The sequence below is a fragment of the Allobosea sp. P1_B10 genome (genome assembly GCF_056406735.1).
In genome coordinates, this window is record NZ_JBFTZP010000008.1 from 51,955 (window position 1) to 67,943 (window position 15,989).

Consider the following 15,989-nt stretch of genomic DNA (forward strand, 5'->3'; position numbering starts at 1 on the left):
CCTCGATGCGCGTTCAGCTTGTCGAAATGGCCTGCGGGCGAGCGCCGCACAGGCCGTTTAAGGCGTCTAGAGCGCTTCCGCGCCGGAAATGATTTCGATGAGTTCCTTGGTGATCATCGCCTGACGCGAGCGGTTGTAGAGCTGCGTCTGCTTCTTGATCATCTCGCCGGCGTTGCGCGTGGCGGAATCCATCGCCGACATGCGCGCACCCTGCTCGGAGGCGGCGTTCTCAAGGATCGCCCGCAGCACCTGAACCGCAAGATTGCGCGGCAGCAGCGTCTCGAGGATCTCGCCCTCGTCGGGCTCGTAATCGTAGACCGCGTCGGTAGCGGTGGTCCCGGCCGGGATCTCGGCGGGAATGATGCGCTGCGCGGTCGGGATCTGCGCGATCACGGACTTGAACTTCGAGAAGAACAAGGTCGCGACGTCGAACTCGCCGGCGTTGAAGCGCGCCAGGATATTCTGGGCGATGGCCTCGGCATTGACGAAGCCGACCTGCTTGAAGGCGCGCAGGTCGATGAGCTCGATGATGTCCTTCTCGAACTGGCGGCGAAGGATGTCATAACCCTTCTTGCCGACGCAGATGATCTTGACCGTCTTGCCTTCGGCCTTGAGAGCGTTCGCCTTGTCGCGCGCCAGACGCGCGATCGAGGAGTTGAAGGCGCCGCACAGGCCGCGCTCGGCGGTGCAGACCACCAGAAGCTGAACCTTGTCCGAGCCCGTGCCGCCGATCAGCCGGGGCGCGCTCGATCCGGTCACGCCCGAAGCGAGGTTGGCCAGCACCGTCTCCATGCGCTCTGCATAGGGGCGTGCCGCCTCGGCCGCAGCCTGCGCCCGGCGCAGCTTCGCAGCCGCCACCATCTGCATGGCCTTGGTGATCTTCTGCGTCGCCTTCACGGAAGCGATGCGGTTTCTCAGGTCCTTCAATGAAGGCATAGGTTTTTTCTCACCCCGTCATGCCCGGTCTTGTCCCGAGCATCCACGTCTTCACCCACTTCGACCCCGCCGGCACCCTGCTCGCGGAGAGCAGGGCGTGGATGGCCGGCACGAGGCCGACCAAGACGGGAGGACTTACGAGAACGACTTGGCGTAGCCCGCAACGATATCCTTCAGCTTCGCGGCATTCGCGTCCGAAAGATCCTTGGTCTTGCCGATTTCGGCCAGCAGGTCGGCATGCTTGCCACGAACCAGCGCGAGCAGGCCGTCCTCGAAGGCGCGAACCTTGTTGACCGCCAGCGGATCGAGATAGCCGTTCACGCCAGCATAGATCACGACCGTCTGCTCTTCCATCTTCAGGGGCGAGAACTGCGCCTGCTTCAGGAGTTCGGTCAGGCGGGCGCCGCGGTTGAGCAGGCGCTGCGTAACAGCGTCGAGGTCCGAGCCGAACTGCGCGAAGGCAGCCATTTCGCGATACTGGGCGAGCTCGCCCTTGATCTTGCCGGCGACCTTCTTGGTGGCCTTGGTCTGCGCGGCGGAGCCGACGCGCGACACCGAGAGGCCGACGTTCACCGCCGGGCGGATGCCCTGGTAGAACAGGTCAGTCTCGAGGAAGATCTGGCCGTCGGTGATCGAGATCACGTTGGTCGGGATGTAGGCGGACACGTCGTTCGCCTGGGTCTCGATGACCGGCAGAGCGGTCAGCGAACCGTTGCCGGCCTCGTCGCCCATCTTGGCGGCGCGCTCGAGCAGGCGGGAGTGGAGATAGAACACGTCGCCGGGATAGGCTTCGCGGCCCGGCGGGCGACGCAGCAGCAGCGACATCTGGCGATAGGCGACGGCCTGCTTGGACAGATCGTCATAGATGATGACGGCATGCATGCCGTTGTCGCGGAAATACTCGCCCATGGCGCAGCCGGCGAAGGGAGCCAGGAACTGCATCGGGGCAGCGTCCGAAGCGGTCGCGGCGACGACGATCGAATATTCCATGGCGCCGCGCTCTTCGAGCACCTTCACGAACTGCGCGACGGTCGAACGCTTCTGGCCGATCGCGACATAGACGCAATACAGCTTCTGGTTCTCGTCGGTGCCTTCGTTATTGGCCTTCTGGTTCAGGATCGTGTCGAGCGCCACGGCGGTCTTGCCGGTCTGGCGGTCGCCGATGATCAGCTCGCGCTGGCCACGGCCGATCGGGATCAGGGCGTCGATCGCCTTGAGGCCGGTCGCCATCGGCTCATGCACCGACTTGCGCGGGATAATGCCGGGAGCCTTGACGTCGACGCGCGAGCGCTGGGTCGCCTTGATCGGGCCCTTGCCGTCGATCGGGTTGCCGAGCGCGTCGACGACGCGGCCGAGCAGCTCCTTGCCGACCGGCACGTCCACGATCGCGCCGGTGCGCTTGACCGTCTGGCCTTCCTTGATCTCACGGTCGGAACCGAAGATCACGACGCCGACATTGTCGCTCTCGAGGTTCAGCGCCATACCGCGGACGCCGGACTCGAACTCGACCATCTCGCCGGCCTGGACCTTGTCGAGACCGTAGACGCGGGCGATACCGTCGCCGACGGAGAGAACCTGGCCGACCTCGGTGACGGAGGCTTCGGACCCAAAGTTCGAAATCTGGGCCTTCAGGATCGCGGAGATTTCAGCGGGGCGGATTTCCATCAGCCGACCTCTTTCATGGCAAGACGAATTGAATTGAGCTTGGTTTTCAGTGAGGCGTCGACCATGCGGGAGCCCATCTTGACGATGAGACCGCCGATCAGCGCCGGATCGACCTTGATCGCGACATCGACATCCTTGCCGGCAACGCTGGCGAGCGCGGCGCGGATCTCGTCGACGCGCTTGGGCGTCGGGGCTTCGGCGACCGTGACTTCGGCGCTGACGATGCCCTTGGCCTGAGCCACCAGATTCTTGTAGCCCTGGATCATGCCAGGCAGCGCGAACAGGCGACGCTTGCTGGCGACCAGGCTGATGAAGTTCCCGGCGATACCGCCGATGCCGGCCTTCGCGAGCACGGCCTTGATCGCGCCTGTCTGCTCCTCGGCCGAAAAGGCCGGGCTCTCGATCAGGCGGCGAAGATCCTCGCTCTCGGCCAGCATGGCCTTGAAGGAGTCGAGATCGGCGGAAACGGCATCGATGGTCTGAGCCTCACTCGCCAGCTCGAAAAGCGCCGTAGCATAGCGCCCGGCAACGCCCGACACCAATGTCCGATCCTGCGATCCGCCTTCAGCCACGCTTCACGTCTCTCGTTTCAAGGGACCGCACCGGCGACCCTCTTCGACAAGGGCGGAGTGCATCGTCCCAGCGCTGCGATGTATCCGTAGGCGGGAAGCGCAAACTGCGGCCCCACGCCCGAAATGTGGCGGTGCACTAGCATGTGGTTTTGGGGTGCGCAATCCGTAGATGACATTCGGGCGCCGCCGAAACGCCTTTGCGCCATGCGTTCACAGGAAACTTTGGGGGTCGACATCGACTGCGACCCTGACCGAGCCCTTCGGTTTGGGGGCGCGCTTGAGCCAGCTGCGGAGATATTCCTGCAGGTTGATCTCGCGCCCGGTCTTGACGATCAGGCGCACCCGATGGCGCCCGCGCAGCACCGCAAGCGGGGCTTCGGCCGGTCCGAGCACATGGATGCCCTCAGGGGCTTCCGCACAGCGCGCCAGCGCCCTTGCGTGCCCTTCCGCCTCAGCCGCGCTGCTGGCGGAGATGATCAGCCCGGCCAGGCGCCCGAAAGGCGGCAGGCCGGCCGCCTCGCGGGAGGCCGTCTCTGCGGCATAAAACCGCTCCGGGTCCCCCGAGATCAGGGCCTTCAGGACGGGGTGGCTGGGGTCATGCGTCTGCAGCAGCGCTCGGCCGGGTCTCTCGCCGCGCCCTGCCCGCCCGGTGACCTGCCGGAGCACCTGGAACGTCCGCTCGGCGGCGCGCGGATCTCCCGAGGTCAGGCCGAGATCGGCATCGACGACACCGACCAGCGTCATGCCCGGGAAATTGTGGCCCTTGGCGACGAGCTGCGTCCCGATGACGATGTCGAACTCGCCATTGGCGACGGCCATCAGCTCCTGTTTTAGCCGGTCGGTGCCGCCGGGAAAATCGCTGGACAGGACGATGCCGCGCGCATCGGGAAACAGCGCTGCGACCTCTTCCGCCAGCCGCTCGACGCCCGGCCCGCAGGCCGCCAGGCTGTCGGCGGCATGACAGCTAGGACACTCGTTGGGCCGGCGCTCGACATGGCCGCAATGATGGCAGACCAGCGCCCGCCGGAAGCGATGGTCGACCAGCCAGGTCGAGCAGTTCGGGCACTGGAAGCGATGTCCGCAATCGCGGCACAGTGTCAGAGGGGCATAGCCGCGCCGGTTCAGGAACAGCAGCGACTGCTCCTTGGCCTCGAGATTATCCGCGATGGCCTTGATCAGCGCCCCGGAAATCCAGCGCCCGCGCTCGGGCTTGTCGAGCTTGAGGTCGACGAGCGCGATGCTGGGGAGGGTGCGGCCGCCGAAACGCTCGGACAGCTTGAGATGGACATAACGCCCGCGCTCGGCGTTGACGCGGGTTTCCAGCGAGGGCGTGGCCGACGTCAGGATGACAGGCGCGTTCTCGATGCGGCCGCGCACCACGGCCATGTCGCGGGCGTGATAGGTCACGCCGTCCTCCTGCTTGTAGGCGGCCTCATGCTCCTCATCGACCACGATCAACCCGAGGTCCCTATAGGGCAGGAACAGCGCCGAGCGTGCGCCCGCGACCACCCTTGCCTCGCCGCTTGCGATCGCGGCCTGAAGGCGCTCGCGGCGCCGCCCCGTCACCGCCGAGTGCCACAATCCCGGCCGCACTCCGAACCGGGCCTCGAACCGGTCGATGAACTGCGCCGTCAGGGCGATTTCCGGCATCAGTATCAGGCTCTGCCGGCCCTGCCGGATCGCCTCCGCCACAGCCTCGAAATAGACTTCCGTCTTGCCGGAGCCGGTGACGCCCTCGAGCAGCGTCACGCTGAAGCAATCGGCCTGCACGGATGCGACCAGCGCAGCGGCAGCGCCCGCCTGGTTCTCGGACAGGATCGGCTGGGCATGATCGGGATCGGGATGGGCGGCGATGGCATCGCGCGGCAGCGCCTCGACCGCAAAGGTGCCGGCGTCGACGAGCGAATCGATGACTGCCGCACTCACCGAGGCGCTTTCGGCCAGGGCCGATTTTCCGATCAGCGCACCTCCCTGCGCGGCGGCGATCGCGCGCGACCGCGCCGGGGTCATCCGGCCCGGCGGCGCGCCGACCAGCCGCACCCCCAGCTTCGGGCGCTCCGGTGTGTCGTCGGCGGGCCGCTTCAGGGCCAGCGCCAGCACGGACCCCTTGGGCGCGAGCGTGTACCACGCCACCCAGTCGACAAGCTTCATCAGGGCCTGATCGAGCGGCGGCATGTCGACGAGGCCGACGACCTTTTTCAGGTTGCCGCCGCGCCCCTCGCCCCGGCTCCAGACCACGCCGACCGTCTCGCGAGGACCGAGCGGAACCTGCACGACATCGCCGGGCTTCAGCACGAGGCCGTCGGGAACGGCGTAGCTATAGGCCTGGTCGAGCGCGAGCGGGATCAGCACATCCACCGTGCCGCCTGCCACTGCGCCCTCGGTCGGCGCGCTCTCTGCGAGTTCGTTCATGGCCGCGTGTCTAGCACCGATTCGCGACCTGTTAAGGCAGGGGCGTCATGCTCGGCCTTGGCCGCGCATCTCGGGCCGAGCGCGCGGCAGCGAAGATTTGGACGAGATGGTCGGGTCAAGCCCGCCCATGACGCGGAAACACAATGACCGACCTCGATACCCTGCGCCGCGACTGGCTCGCGCATCTGGCCAATGAGCGCCGCCTCTCGCCCAAGACGCTGGAAGCCTATGGCCGCGACCTCGGCCAGTTCTCGACGTTTCTCGAGGGCCATCTCGGCGCGACGCCGGCGCTTGCCGATATCGCAGCCCTCAAGCCGTTCGACCTGCGTGCCTTCCTGGGCCAACGCCGTCGCGACGGCGTCGGCAACCGCACGCTGATGCGCCAGCTCGCGTCCCTGCGCTCCTTCGCCCGTTTCGGCGAGCGTACCGGCAAGCTGACGGCTGCGGCCTTTGCCGCGACGCGCGGGCCGCGCATCGGCAAGTCCCTGCCGCGCCCGCTCGACGCCATCGCCGCCCGGGCCGTGACCCGGACAGATATCCGCGCTGGCGAGGAACGCGAGGCCTGGGTGCTCGCCCGCGACGCTGCCGTGCTGGCGCTGCTCTATGGCTGCGGCCTGCGCATTTCCGAGGCCCTGTCGCTGACCCGCGCCCAGGCTCCAGCGAGCGCAGGTGAGACCCTGACCGTTATCGGCAAGGGCCAGAAGACCCGCATGGTCCCCGTGCTGCCGGTGGTGGTCACGGCCATCGCAGAATACATCAAGCTCTGCCCCTGGCGGCTGGCGCCGAACGAGCCGCTGTTCCTCGGCGTCAAGGGCGGCCCGCTGTCGCCGCGCATCATCCAGCTGGCGGTCGAGGGACTTCGGGGGGCGCTTGGCCTGCCCTCCTCGGCGACGCCGCATTCGCTGCGCCATTCCTTCGCGACGCACCTGCTCGGGCGCGGCGGCGACCTGCGCGCCATCCAGGAACTTTTGGGGCACGCCTCGCTCTCGACCACGCAGATCTACACCCGCATCGATTCCGCCCGGCTGATGGCAGCTTATGACGCAGCCCATCCACGCTCGGGCCGCTGAAAGAAGCGGTTGCTTTCGCATTGCAACAAAGCCATCCCCCAACGTCACATCTGGGGGCGCGAATCATATGGCCGATATTCCCGACGTCACTGACGGCAAGAACAAGCGCATCGGCCTGCTGATCGCGATCCTCGCACTGCTGCTGGCCTTCTCCGAGATCGGCGGCAAGAACGCCGAGCAGGACGCGCTCGCCAAGAATGTCGAGGCCTCCAACCTCTGGGCCTTCTTCCAGGCCAAGACGATCCGCGGCACCACCGTGCGCACGGCCGCCGAGGCAATGGAGGTCGAGCTCGCCGGGGTCAGCGATCCCGCTCTGCGCGATCGCATGCAGAAGCGCATCGCCTCCTGGCAGGCGACCTTCGCGCGCTACGACACCGAACCGGAGACGAATGAGGGTCGCAAGGAGTTGATGACCCGCGCCAAGGCAGCCGAGGCGCAGCGCGACATCTCGTCGGCGCGGGACGACAAGTACGACGTGGTCTCCGGCCTGCTGCAGATCGCGATCGTCGTTTCCTCGGCTGCAATCATCACCGGCGTCACTATGCTGGCCTTTGCCGGGGTCGGCCTCGGCCTGCTTGGCTGCGCGCTGATGGCTGTCGCGCATTTCGCACCGACGGCCCTGTTCTGAGGCGCCTCAGCCGGCGGAGGGGCGCGCCCACGGCCTCGCAGCCGAGTCCGCCATGCGGAAGCGCTCAATCTCCGCCGCGAAAGAGCGGGTCACGTCGATATCGTCCCAGCCATTGAGCAGTTGCTCGCGCCAGACCGGATCGACGGAGAAGGCGACCGAGCGGTTGCCCCAGCGCACCGTCTGCTCCGCCAGGTCCACCGAGACCGCAAGTCCAGGCTGCGCCGTCAGCGCCGCCAGCAGGTCCTCGATATCGGCCTCGTCCAGCACTGCCGGCAGCAGCCCGTTCTTGACCGAGTTAGAGGCAAAGATGTCGCCGAAGGTCGGCGCCAGCACGACCCGGATGCCGGCATCCGCGAGTGCGTAGACCGCAGCCTCGCGCGACGAGCCCGAGCCGAAGTTTCGGCGTGCCACCAGGATCGGCGCGCCACGCCAGCCCGGACGGTTGAGCGGGAAATCGGGGTTCTCCGCGCCGGCCTCATTCCGGCGCAGATCGTAAAGCAGGAAGCCGCCATACCCCTCGGAGCGCGGGCGCTTCATGAAGCGCGCCGGGATCAACTGGTCGGTATCGACGCTGGCGAGCCCCAGCGGGCAGGCCGCGCCGTCGACGCGCGTGAGCGGTTTCATATCCGGCCCTCCAGCATCGGCCTGACATCGGCGAGATGGCCGCTGACGGCCGCCGCCGCCACCATGGCGGGCGACATCAGATGGGTGCGCGCACCCGGCCCCTGCCGGCCGCGGAAATTGCGGTTGGTGGTGGAAGCGCAGCGCTCGCCGGCCGGGACGCTGTCGCCGTTCATGCCGACGCACATCGAGCAGCCGGATTCGACCCATTCGAGCCCCGCCGCGAGGAAGATGCGATCGAGTCCCTCCGCCTCGGCCTGCCGCTTGACCGCGCTCGAGCCCGGCGAGACCAGGCCGGGCACGCGCGCCTTTCGCCCGGCCAGCACGCTGGCCGCGGCGCGCAGATCCTCGATGCGGGCATTGGTGCAGGAGCCGATGAAAACGCGGTCGATCGCGATCTCGCTGAGGCTCTGCCCGGCTGAGAGGCCCATATAGGCAATCGCGTCGCGCATCGCCGCCGCCCGTCCGTCGTCGCTGACCTCGGCTGGATCGGGCACGCGCCCGTCTATAGGCAGGGCGTCCTCAGGGCTCGTGCCCCAGGTCACGACCGGCGCGATGGCAGCGGCATCGAGCGTGATCTCGCGATCGAACACCGCCCCCTCGTCGCTCGGCAGTTGGCGCCAGGCCGCGATGCCTGCTTCCAGCGCGGCGCCCTTGGGCGCATAGGGTCGGCCCGCGATCCAGGCAAAGGTCGTCTCGTCGGGGGCGATCAGCCCGCAGCGCGCGCCGGCCTCGATCGACATGTTGCACATGGTCATGCGCCCGGCCATCGACAGCGCCCGCACCGCCGCGCCGGCATATTCCACCGCATAGCCGCGCGCGCCATCGGAACCGATCCGTGCGATGATCGAGAGGATGAAATCCTTGGCGCCGACGCCGGGCGCCGGCGTCCCGTCGATCGTGATCCGCATGCGCTTGGGCTTCTTCTGCCAGAGCGTCTGCGTCATCAGCACATGGGCGACCTCGGAGGCGCCGATGCCGAAGGCGTAGGCTCCAAACGCGCCATGCGTCGAAGTGTGACTGTCGCCGCAGACCATGGTCAGTCCGGGCAGCGTCAGGCCCTGTTCGGGCCCCACCACATGCACGATGCCCTGGCGGGGATCGCGCAGGCCGAACAGCTCGATGTGATGGCGCTGCGTATTGGCGCTGAGATCGTCGATCATCCGCGCGATCTCGGAATTGCCTGGTTGGCGGTCCCTGCCTGTCGGCACATAATGGTCGGCAACGCCAAAGGTCAGGCCGGGCTCGGCGACCTCCGCCTTGCGGCCCGCCACCTGCGCGAAGGCATGGAACGAGCCCTCATGCACGAAATGCCGGTCGATCCAGAGCAGTGCGTCGCCGGACGGCCGCTCGACGATGACGTGAGCGTCCCACAGCTTGTCGAACAGGGTACGTGGCGCTGTCATTGTCCGAAATCCTCTCCGCCGTGAACATAGCGACCAAGGCGCTTGACGCAAGCAAGTTGTTCTATACGCTAGACAGGTAGTTGTCCTGACAGCCAGTCAGATTTGCGAGAGAGGACCCGCGTGGACGCATCGCTCGAACCCCTGAAGGCACGGCGGATCTATCTGCTGCTGCGTGAACGGATCGCCAGCGGTGAATTCGCGGCCGGAGCCCGCCTGCCGAGCGAGCCGGCGCTGGCCACGGAACACGGCGTCTCGCGTGTCACGATCCGGCGCGCCCTCGACAGCCTGGCCGGCGACGGCCTGATCGACCGCCGCGTCGGCTCCGGCACCTTCGTGCGCGAACCCGATGTCCAGCGCCCGATCGTCGCAGACTTCTCGAACATGATGACGCATCTGGCCGAGATGGGCCGGCGCACCGGCGTGCGCCTGCTCGCCTTCTCCTACACCATCCCGCCCGAGGCGGTGGCCCAGGCGCTCGGGCTGGAGCCCGGCGAGCGGACGCAACGTTCTGTGCGCGTGCGCCTGATAGACGGCCAACCCTTTTCCTATCTGACGACCCATGTGCCCGAGCGCATCGGCGTCGCCTATTCCGAAGCCGACCTCGCCAACCAGCCGTTGCTGGCGCTGCTGGAGCGCACCGGCGCTGCCGTCGAGCGCGCGACCCAGACGATCAGCGCCACGCTCGCGGGGCCCGATGTCGCAGAGGGGCTGGAACTCGAGGTCGGCTCGCCCCTGCTCTCGCTGACGCGCGTCGTCTACGGGCCCGATGGCAGCGGCGTCGAGCATCTGCACGCGCTTTATCGCCCAGACCGCTACTCGCTCCAGATGGAATTGGAGCGCAACGGCAGCCTCGGGGAGCGGCGCTGGTCTCCAGTGTCGCATGCAGCCGGCGATCAAGCCGAGCATGAACGTTCCGTGGCGGGAGGATAAGTCCATGATCACGCGGATACCGAGCATGAAGGCCGTCGCAATCGCCGCAATGGCGGTGATTATGGCAGGCTTTACAGCATCGGCTCAGGATAATTGGCCGAGCCGCCCCGGCAAGGTCGTCGTGCCATATCCGGCAGGCGGAGCCACCGATGTGATGGGCCGTTTCGCTGCCGAGGCGCTTTCGCAGGCGACAGGCCAGCGCTTCATCACCGAGAACAAGGGCGGGGCCTCGGGTGCGCTCGGCTCGGCCGATGTGGAGCGCGCGGCGCCCGACGGGCTGAGCTTCCTGATCGCCACGCCTGCGACCCACGTCACCAACCAGTATCTGCGCTCGAAACTGCCCTATGATCCCGATAATTTCGCGTCGATCGCGCTGTTGTCGCGCAGCCCGCTGCTGCTGATCGCGCACCCCTCGCTGAAGGCCGACAGCGTCGCCGAACTCATCGCGCTCGCCAAGGCAGAACCCGGCAAGCTCAATTACGGCAGCTCAGGCGTCGGAGCGACCAGCCATCTCGCTCCCGAACTCTTCAAGGCAATGGCTGGCGTCGAGATCACCCATGTGCCGTATCGCGGCGCGGGACCGGCGATGACCGACCTGATCGGTGGCCAGGTCGAATTGATGTTCGACAACGTCCAGACCGCGCTGCCGCAGATCGAGGCCGGCAAGGTCAAGCTGCTCGGAGTCACCAGCGCGGAACGACTCTCGACCATGCCGAATGTGCCGGCCATCGCCGAGACGGTGAAAGGCTATGAGGCGCTGAGCTTCCTGGCCCTGATGGCCCCCAAGGGCATAGCGGCGCCCATTGTGGCGAAGGCGAACGGCATCATCCAGGCCTCGTTCGAGACGCCCGACATCCGCTCCAAGCTCGCTGCCCTGGGTGTCGAATTCGTAGCCGCGACACCTCAGGAACTCGATCGGTTCATTCAGGCCGAACGCGAGAAGTGGGGCGCGCTCATCAGGGACCGCGGCCTAAAGGCCGATCAGTGACGCTCCCACGAATATAACCGACCAAAACCACAAAAAATCAGAGGAGAACGCAATGACGAAGACAACCGAACTGTCCCGCCGCACGCTGCTCAAGGCCACCGCGATCGGCGGTGCCGCGAGCCTTGCCATGCCCACCGTGCTGCGCGCCCAGGCCCCTGCGATCAAGGTCGGCATCCTGCAGCCCGTCACCGGCGCGCTCGCCTATGACGGCCAGCAGGGCCAGATCGGCGCCGAGGCCGCGATCAAGGCGATCAACGATGCTGGCGGCATCAAGTCGATGGGCGGCGCCAAGCTGCAGGTGGTGTTCGGCGATGCCCGCTCGACCCCCGAGGGCGGCACCGCTGAAGTCGAGCGCATGCAGGCCGAGGGCGTGGTCGGCATCGTCGGCGGCTTCGCCTCGCCGATCTGCCTCGCCGCCAGCCAGGCCGCCGCGCGCTACGACCTGCCCTATATCGTCGATGTCGGCGTCGCCGATTCCATCGTCACCCGCGGCCTGAAGAACACTTTCCGCTTCGGCCCCGGCTTCGGCATGGTCACCAAGACCGCGCTCGCCAACCTGGCCAAGCTGAACGAGGCCGCCGGCAAGCCCGCCAAGACCGTCGTGCTGGTGCATGAGGACGGCCTGTTCGGCTCCGGCCTCGCCAAGCTGATGCAGACGGAGCTGCCCAAGCTCGGCTTCGAGGTGCTCGACACCATCGCCCACCCGACGCCGGCGCGCGACATGTCGAACATCGCCCTGCAGATCAAGGCGAAGAACCCCGATCTGGTGATCCCGTCGAGCTACTACGGCGAATTCGCCCTGCTCGCCCGCACCATGCAGCAGCAGCGCATCAAGCCCAAGGGCATCTATGCGGTGCTCAACGGCGCGGCCTCGAACTTCCGCTTCGTCAAGGAGTTCCAGGACGCAGCCCAGTACGTCATGGACTGCAACCACTGGCACGACCCGCGCAAGCCCGTGGCGGAAGCCCTGCGCAAGCAGGTCGAGGCGTCGGGCAAGTTCTGGACCTACAACATCCCGCTCAACTACTCCTGCGTCCAGCTTCTGGCCGACGCGATCGAGCGTGCGGGTTCCGCCGACAAGGCGAAGGTCACCGAGGCGCTCGCCTCCTCGACCTTCTCCGGCCACATCATGCCCTATGGCCCGACCAAGTTCGTCAACGGCCAGAACGAGGGCGGCGCACCGGTTAACACCCAGGTCCAGGGCGCCGACATCAAGGTGATCTTCCCGGCTGACTTCGCCGACGCCAAGGCGGTCTTCCCCGTCCCGGCGTAAGGCACGACTGCGCCGCAGCTTCCCTTCTCCCCTCGCGGGAGAAGGGGGCTCGGCGAAGCCGAGACGGATGAGGGGGCGCCGTGAGCTTCCTCATCCTCGAATATCGAAGGGCACAGGCCCCCCTCATCCGGCGCTTCGCACCACCTTCTCCCACTAGAGGAGAAGGGGAGATCCCATGTTCGCACCCGAAATCATCCTCGCAGCCGTCCTGAACGGCCTTATGACCGGGTCGGTCTATGCGCTGATCGCGCTGGGCCTGACGCTGGTCTACGGCGTGCTGCACATCATCAATTTCGCCCATGGCGCGACGCTGACTGCGGCGATGTTTGCGGTTTTCGTCGCTCACAGCGTCTTCCGCATCGACCCCTATATCGCGCTGTTCATCGTGACGCCGCTGTTCTTCGGGCTCGGCTACGCGCTCCAGCGCTTCATCATCGGCCCGGCCAGCCATGGCGAGGATCGCAATATCCTGCTCGTGACGCTCGGCCTCTCGATTGTCATCGAGAACGCGATGCTGGCGGTGTTCCGGTCTGACACGCGCTCGATCGACGTGCCCTACGCCTTCTCCTCGATCGACCTCGGCATCACCTTCCTGGCCCTGCCCCGCGTTCTGGCCTTCGGCGTAGCCCTCGTGGTGGCCCTGCTGCTCGGCCTGCTGCTGACCAAGACAGACACCGGCAAGGCGATCCGCGCCGTCGCCAAGGAAAAGACCGGTGCTGCGCTCTCAGGCATCGACGTCGCCCATATCTACGCTGTCACTTTCGGGCTCGGCGCGGCCTGCGTCGCCATCGCGGCCTGCCTGCTGATGCCGACCTTCTATGTCACCCCGCGCGCCGGAAACGCCTTCGTCCTCGTCGCCTTCACCATCGTGGTGCTGGGCGGCATGGGCTCGATCCCCGGCGCCCTGCTCGGCGCGCTGTTCATCGGCGTGGTCGAGAGCCTCTGCGGCCTGTTCTTCGGCGAAAGCCTCGGCCAGATCGGCATCTTCGTGATCTTCATCCTCGTGCTTCTGGTGAAGCCGACCGGCCTATTCGGAGCCCGCGCATGACCGCCTCGCGCGCCTACGGCCCGGCTCTCCTGCTGATCCTGCTTGCAGCGTTGATCCCGGCCTTCGTCAGCGCCAACACGGTGCTGAACTTCATCGTCTTCACGCTGATCATCGCTCTCGCCGCGCAGGGCTGGAACCTGCTCGGCGGCTTCGGCGGGCAGTTCTCCTTCGGCCACGCCGCGTTCTTCGGCACGGGCGCCTATGCCACCGCGATCCTGCAGGCGCGCTATGGCGTCAACGCCTGGGCCGGCTTTGCCATCGCCATTGCGCTCGCCGCGGCGGTGGGCTGGATCATCGGCTATCTCAGCTTCCGCTCGGGCCTGCGCGGCTCCTATTTCGCGCTGGTGACGCTCGCCTTCGCCGAGGTCTTCCGCATCCTCGCCAACGCCTCGAGCTTCACGGGCGGTGCCGCCGGCACATTGGTCAAGCTCGATATCCGGCCCGAGAACTTCCAGTTCTCGAGCCGCGCCGCCTTCGTCTGGATCGGCATCGCCCTCGTCGGCTTCGTCCTGCTGATGACCATCGCGATCACGCGCTCGCGCTTCGGCGCCTGGCTGGCCGCCGTGCGCGAGAACGAGGATGCAGCGCGCGCGCTCGGCGTCGACACGCTCGCGGTCAAGCTCAAGGCGATCACTCTCTCGGCCGGCATCACCGGCGGGGCCGGTGCGCTCTATGTGCAGTATTATCTCTATCTCGACGCGAACCTTGCCTATGGCGCCTGGATCTCGGTCGAGGCGCTGATCGCGCCGATCATCGGCGGCATCGGCACCCCGTTCGGCCCCGTGATCGGTGCCGTCACGATGCATGTCATCGGCGAAGGTACGAAAATGGTCGCCGGCTCGATCCCTGGCATCGATCTCGTGCTCTATGGCGCGCTCCTGGTCGCGGCGATCGCCTTCGCACCCGACGGCATCATGGGCCTGCTGCGCAAGTTCGGCCGCAAGCCGAAGACCACCACCGCACCGACGGAAGGAGCACGCTGATGCTCGCTGTCGAGACCATCACCAAGCGCTTCGGCGGGCTCGTCGCGGTCAATGCCGCAAGCCTGACCGCCAAGGCAGGCTCGATCACCGGCCTCATCGGCCCCAACGGCGCGGGAAAGACCACGCTCTTTGCCGTCATCGCCGGTTTTGAGCGCCCCAGCGAAGGCCGGGTCCTTCTCGCAGGCCAGGACGTCACCGGAGAGCCCGCCCATCTGCGCGCCCGGCGCGGCATCGCCCGCACCTTCCAGATCGTGCAGCCCTTCGCCGGTCTGAGCGTCGTCGAAAACATCGCGGTCGGTGCCTATCTGCGCCATGCCGGGCGCAACGAGGCGCAGGCCAAGGCGCGCGATGTCGCGAGCCTCGTCGGGCTCACCCCCATGCTCGACCAGCCGGCCTCGGCGCTGACGGTCGCCGGCCGCAAGCGGCTCGAACTCGCCCGCGCTTTGGCGACCGAGCCGAAGCTGCTGCTGCTCGATGAGGTGCTGGCGGGGCTCAACCCGTCCGAGATCCGCGACATGCTGCCTGTCATCCGCCAGATCCGCGACCAGGGCGTCACCATCCTGATGGTCGAGCACGTCATGCAGGCCGTGATGAGCCTGTGCGAGGACATCCACGTGCTCGCGCAAGGCAAGATCATCGCGCAGGGCACGCCGAAGGAGATCGCCGGCAACCCGGCGGTGATCGAGGCTTATCTCGGCCAGGGTGCGGCCAAGCGGCTCCAGGGTTCGGCAGCCGAGGAGGCGTCCCATGCTTGAGGTCCGCAACCTCGTCGCCGGCTATGGTGGCACGGACGTGCTGCGCGGCATCAGCCTCGACGTCGCGGCCGGCGAGATCGTCGCCGTGCTCGGCGCCAACGGCGTCGGCAAGACCACGCTGAACCGCGCTTTGTCGGGCCTGCTCAAGCCCAGCGCCGGCACGATCTCCTTCCTCGGCCAGGGCATCGGTGGAGCCAAGCCCCCGACAATCGTCGAGGCCGGGCTGATCCATGTCCCTGAAGGCCGGCGGATCTTCCCGAACATGAGCGTGCGCGACAACCTCGTGCTCGGCAGCTACCGGCGTGGCAAGCCGGCGCGCGAGGTCAATCTCGAACGCATGTTCAACCTTTTTCCGCGCCTGCGTGAGCGTGAGACGCAAGCCGCCGGCACCTTGTCGGGCGGCGAGCAGCAGATGCTGGCGATCGGCCGCGGCCTGATGGGCGAGCCGAAACTGCTGATCCTCGACGAACCCTCGCTCGGCCTCTCGCCGCTTCTGGTCGAGGAAATGTTCACGCTGATCGCGCGGATCGCCGCGGAAGGCCTCGCCGTGCTGCTGGTCGAGCAGAACGTGGTGCAGTCGCTGGAACTCGCGGCCCGCGCCTATGTGATGGAAAACGGCCGCATCGTCGTCTCGGGCCCGTCGGCCGACATCGCCGCCGACCCTGCCTTGAAACACGCCTATCTCGGATTGTGAGGCACCCC

At 67.0% G+C, this 15,989-nt stretch carries 15 protein-coding genes; 9 read left to right on the forward strand and 6 right to left on the reverse strand.

All coding sequences use genetic code 11. From position 1 onward, the window contains the following. Positions 1-66 precede the first annotated feature (66 nt). From AC1D2L_RS16890 to AC1D2L_RS16905, 4 genes are all read right to left on the reverse strand, one after another. Entirely contained in the window at positions 67-936 is an 870-nt protein-coding gene (locus AC1D2L_RS16890; RefSeq protein WP_476847049.1) for a F0F1 ATP synthase subunit gamma, read from the reverse strand. A gap of 135 nt (positions 937-1,071) precedes the next feature. Continuing rightward, entirely contained in the window at positions 1,072-2,601 is a 1,530-nt protein-coding gene (gene atpA, locus AC1D2L_RS16895; RefSeq protein ID WP_476847050.1) for a F0F1 ATP synthase subunit alpha, read from the reverse strand. Further along, on the reverse strand, positions 2,601-3,173 hold the full coding sequence (locus tag AC1D2L_RS16900) for a F0F1 ATP synthase subunit delta (RefSeq protein WP_476847051.1): 573 nt from the start codon (positions 3,171-3,173) through the stop codon (positions 2,601-2,603). Before AC1D2L_RS16900 ends, atpA begins: the two co-directional genes overlap by 1 nt. A gap of 210 nt (positions 3,174-3,383) precedes the next feature. Beyond that, a complete protein-coding gene (locus tag AC1D2L_RS16905; protein ID WP_476847052.1) occupies positions 3,384-5,585 on the reverse strand; it encodes a primosomal protein N' in 2,202 nt (733 codons plus the stop codon). A 143-nt stretch (positions 5,586-5,728) separates the two neighbouring features. On the opposite strand from AC1D2L_RS16905, the gene AC1D2L_RS16910 reads away from it, so the two are divergent. Next, positions 5,729-6,655 carry a tyrosine recombinase XerC gene (locus AC1D2L_RS16910; protein ID WP_476847053.1) on the forward strand — a complete coding sequence of 309 codons (927 nt, stop codon included), beginning with the start codon at positions 5,729-5,731 and terminating at the stop codon, positions 6,653-6,655. Between the two features lie 67 nt (positions 6,656-6,722). Further along, complete coding sequence (locus AC1D2L_RS16915; protein WP_476847054.1) at positions 6,723-7,283, forward strand: DUF4337 domain-containing protein; 561 nt, start codon at positions 6,723-6,725, stop codon at positions 7,281-7,283. A gap of 6 nt (positions 7,284-7,289) precedes the next feature. Here AC1D2L_RS16915 and leuD read toward each other — a convergent pair whose 3' ends face one another. Then, entirely contained in the window at positions 7,290-7,907 is a 618-nt protein-coding gene (leuD, locus tag AC1D2L_RS16920) for a 3-isopropylmalate dehydratase small subunit (RefSeq protein WP_476847055.1), read from the reverse strand. Beyond that, positions 7,904-9,310 carry a 3-isopropylmalate dehydratase large subunit gene (gene leuC / locus AC1D2L_RS16925; protein ID WP_476847056.1) on the reverse strand — a complete coding sequence of 469 codons (1,407 nt, stop codon included), beginning with the start codon at positions 9,308-9,310 and terminating at the stop codon, positions 7,904-7,906. Before leuC ends, leuD begins: the two co-directional genes overlap by 4 nt. A gap of 120 nt (positions 9,311-9,430) precedes the next feature. Here leuC and AC1D2L_RS16930 point away from each other — a divergent pair, with 120 nt between their 5' ends. The 7 genes from AC1D2L_RS16930 to AC1D2L_RS16960 all read left to right on the forward strand — a co-directional run bounded on the left by AC1D2L_RS16930 (position 9,431) and on the right by AC1D2L_RS16960 (position 15,981). Continuing rightward, entirely contained in the window at positions 9,431-10,240 is an 810-nt protein-coding gene (locus tag AC1D2L_RS16930; protein WP_476847057.1) for a GntR family transcriptional regulator, read from the forward strand. Positions 10,241-10,265: 25 nt separating this feature from the next. Beyond that, positions 10,266-11,228, forward strand: a complete 963-nt coding sequence (locus tag AC1D2L_RS16935; protein WP_476847058.1) for a Bug family tripartite tricarboxylate transporter substrate binding protein — start codon at positions 10,266-10,268, stop codon at positions 11,226-11,228. Between the two features lie 52 nt (positions 11,229-11,280). Further along, complete coding sequence (locus AC1D2L_RS16940; RefSeq protein WP_476847059.1) at positions 11,281-12,501, forward strand: ABC transporter substrate-binding protein; 1,221 nt, start codon at positions 11,281-11,283, stop codon at positions 12,499-12,501. A 175-nt stretch (positions 12,502-12,676) separates the two neighbouring features. Next, positions 12,677-13,549 carry a branched-chain amino acid ABC transporter permease gene (locus AC1D2L_RS16945; protein WP_476847060.1) on the forward strand — a complete coding sequence of 291 codons (873 nt, stop codon included), beginning with the start codon at positions 12,677-12,679 and terminating at the stop codon, positions 13,547-13,549. Next, positions 13,546-14,532 (forward strand): branched-chain amino acid ABC transporter permease, encoded by a 987-nt coding sequence (locus tag AC1D2L_RS16950; protein ID WP_476847061.1) that lies wholly within the window; start codon positions 13,546-13,548, stop codon positions 14,530-14,532. Before AC1D2L_RS16945 ends, AC1D2L_RS16950 begins: the two co-directional genes overlap by 4 nt. Further along, positions 14,532-15,287, forward strand: coding sequence for an ABC transporter ATP-binding protein (locus AC1D2L_RS16955; RefSeq protein WP_476847062.1), 756 nt, complete (start codon positions 14,532-14,534; stop codon positions 15,285-15,287). Before AC1D2L_RS16950 ends, AC1D2L_RS16955 begins: the two co-directional genes overlap by 1 nt. After that, positions 15,280-15,981, forward strand: a complete 702-nt coding sequence (locus tag AC1D2L_RS16960) for an ABC transporter ATP-binding protein (protein ID WP_476847063.1) — start codon at positions 15,280-15,282, stop codon at positions 15,979-15,981. The genes AC1D2L_RS16955 and AC1D2L_RS16960 overlap by 8 nt, the downstream gene beginning before the upstream one ends. The last annotated feature ends 8 nt before the right edge of the window (positions 15,982-15,989 follow it).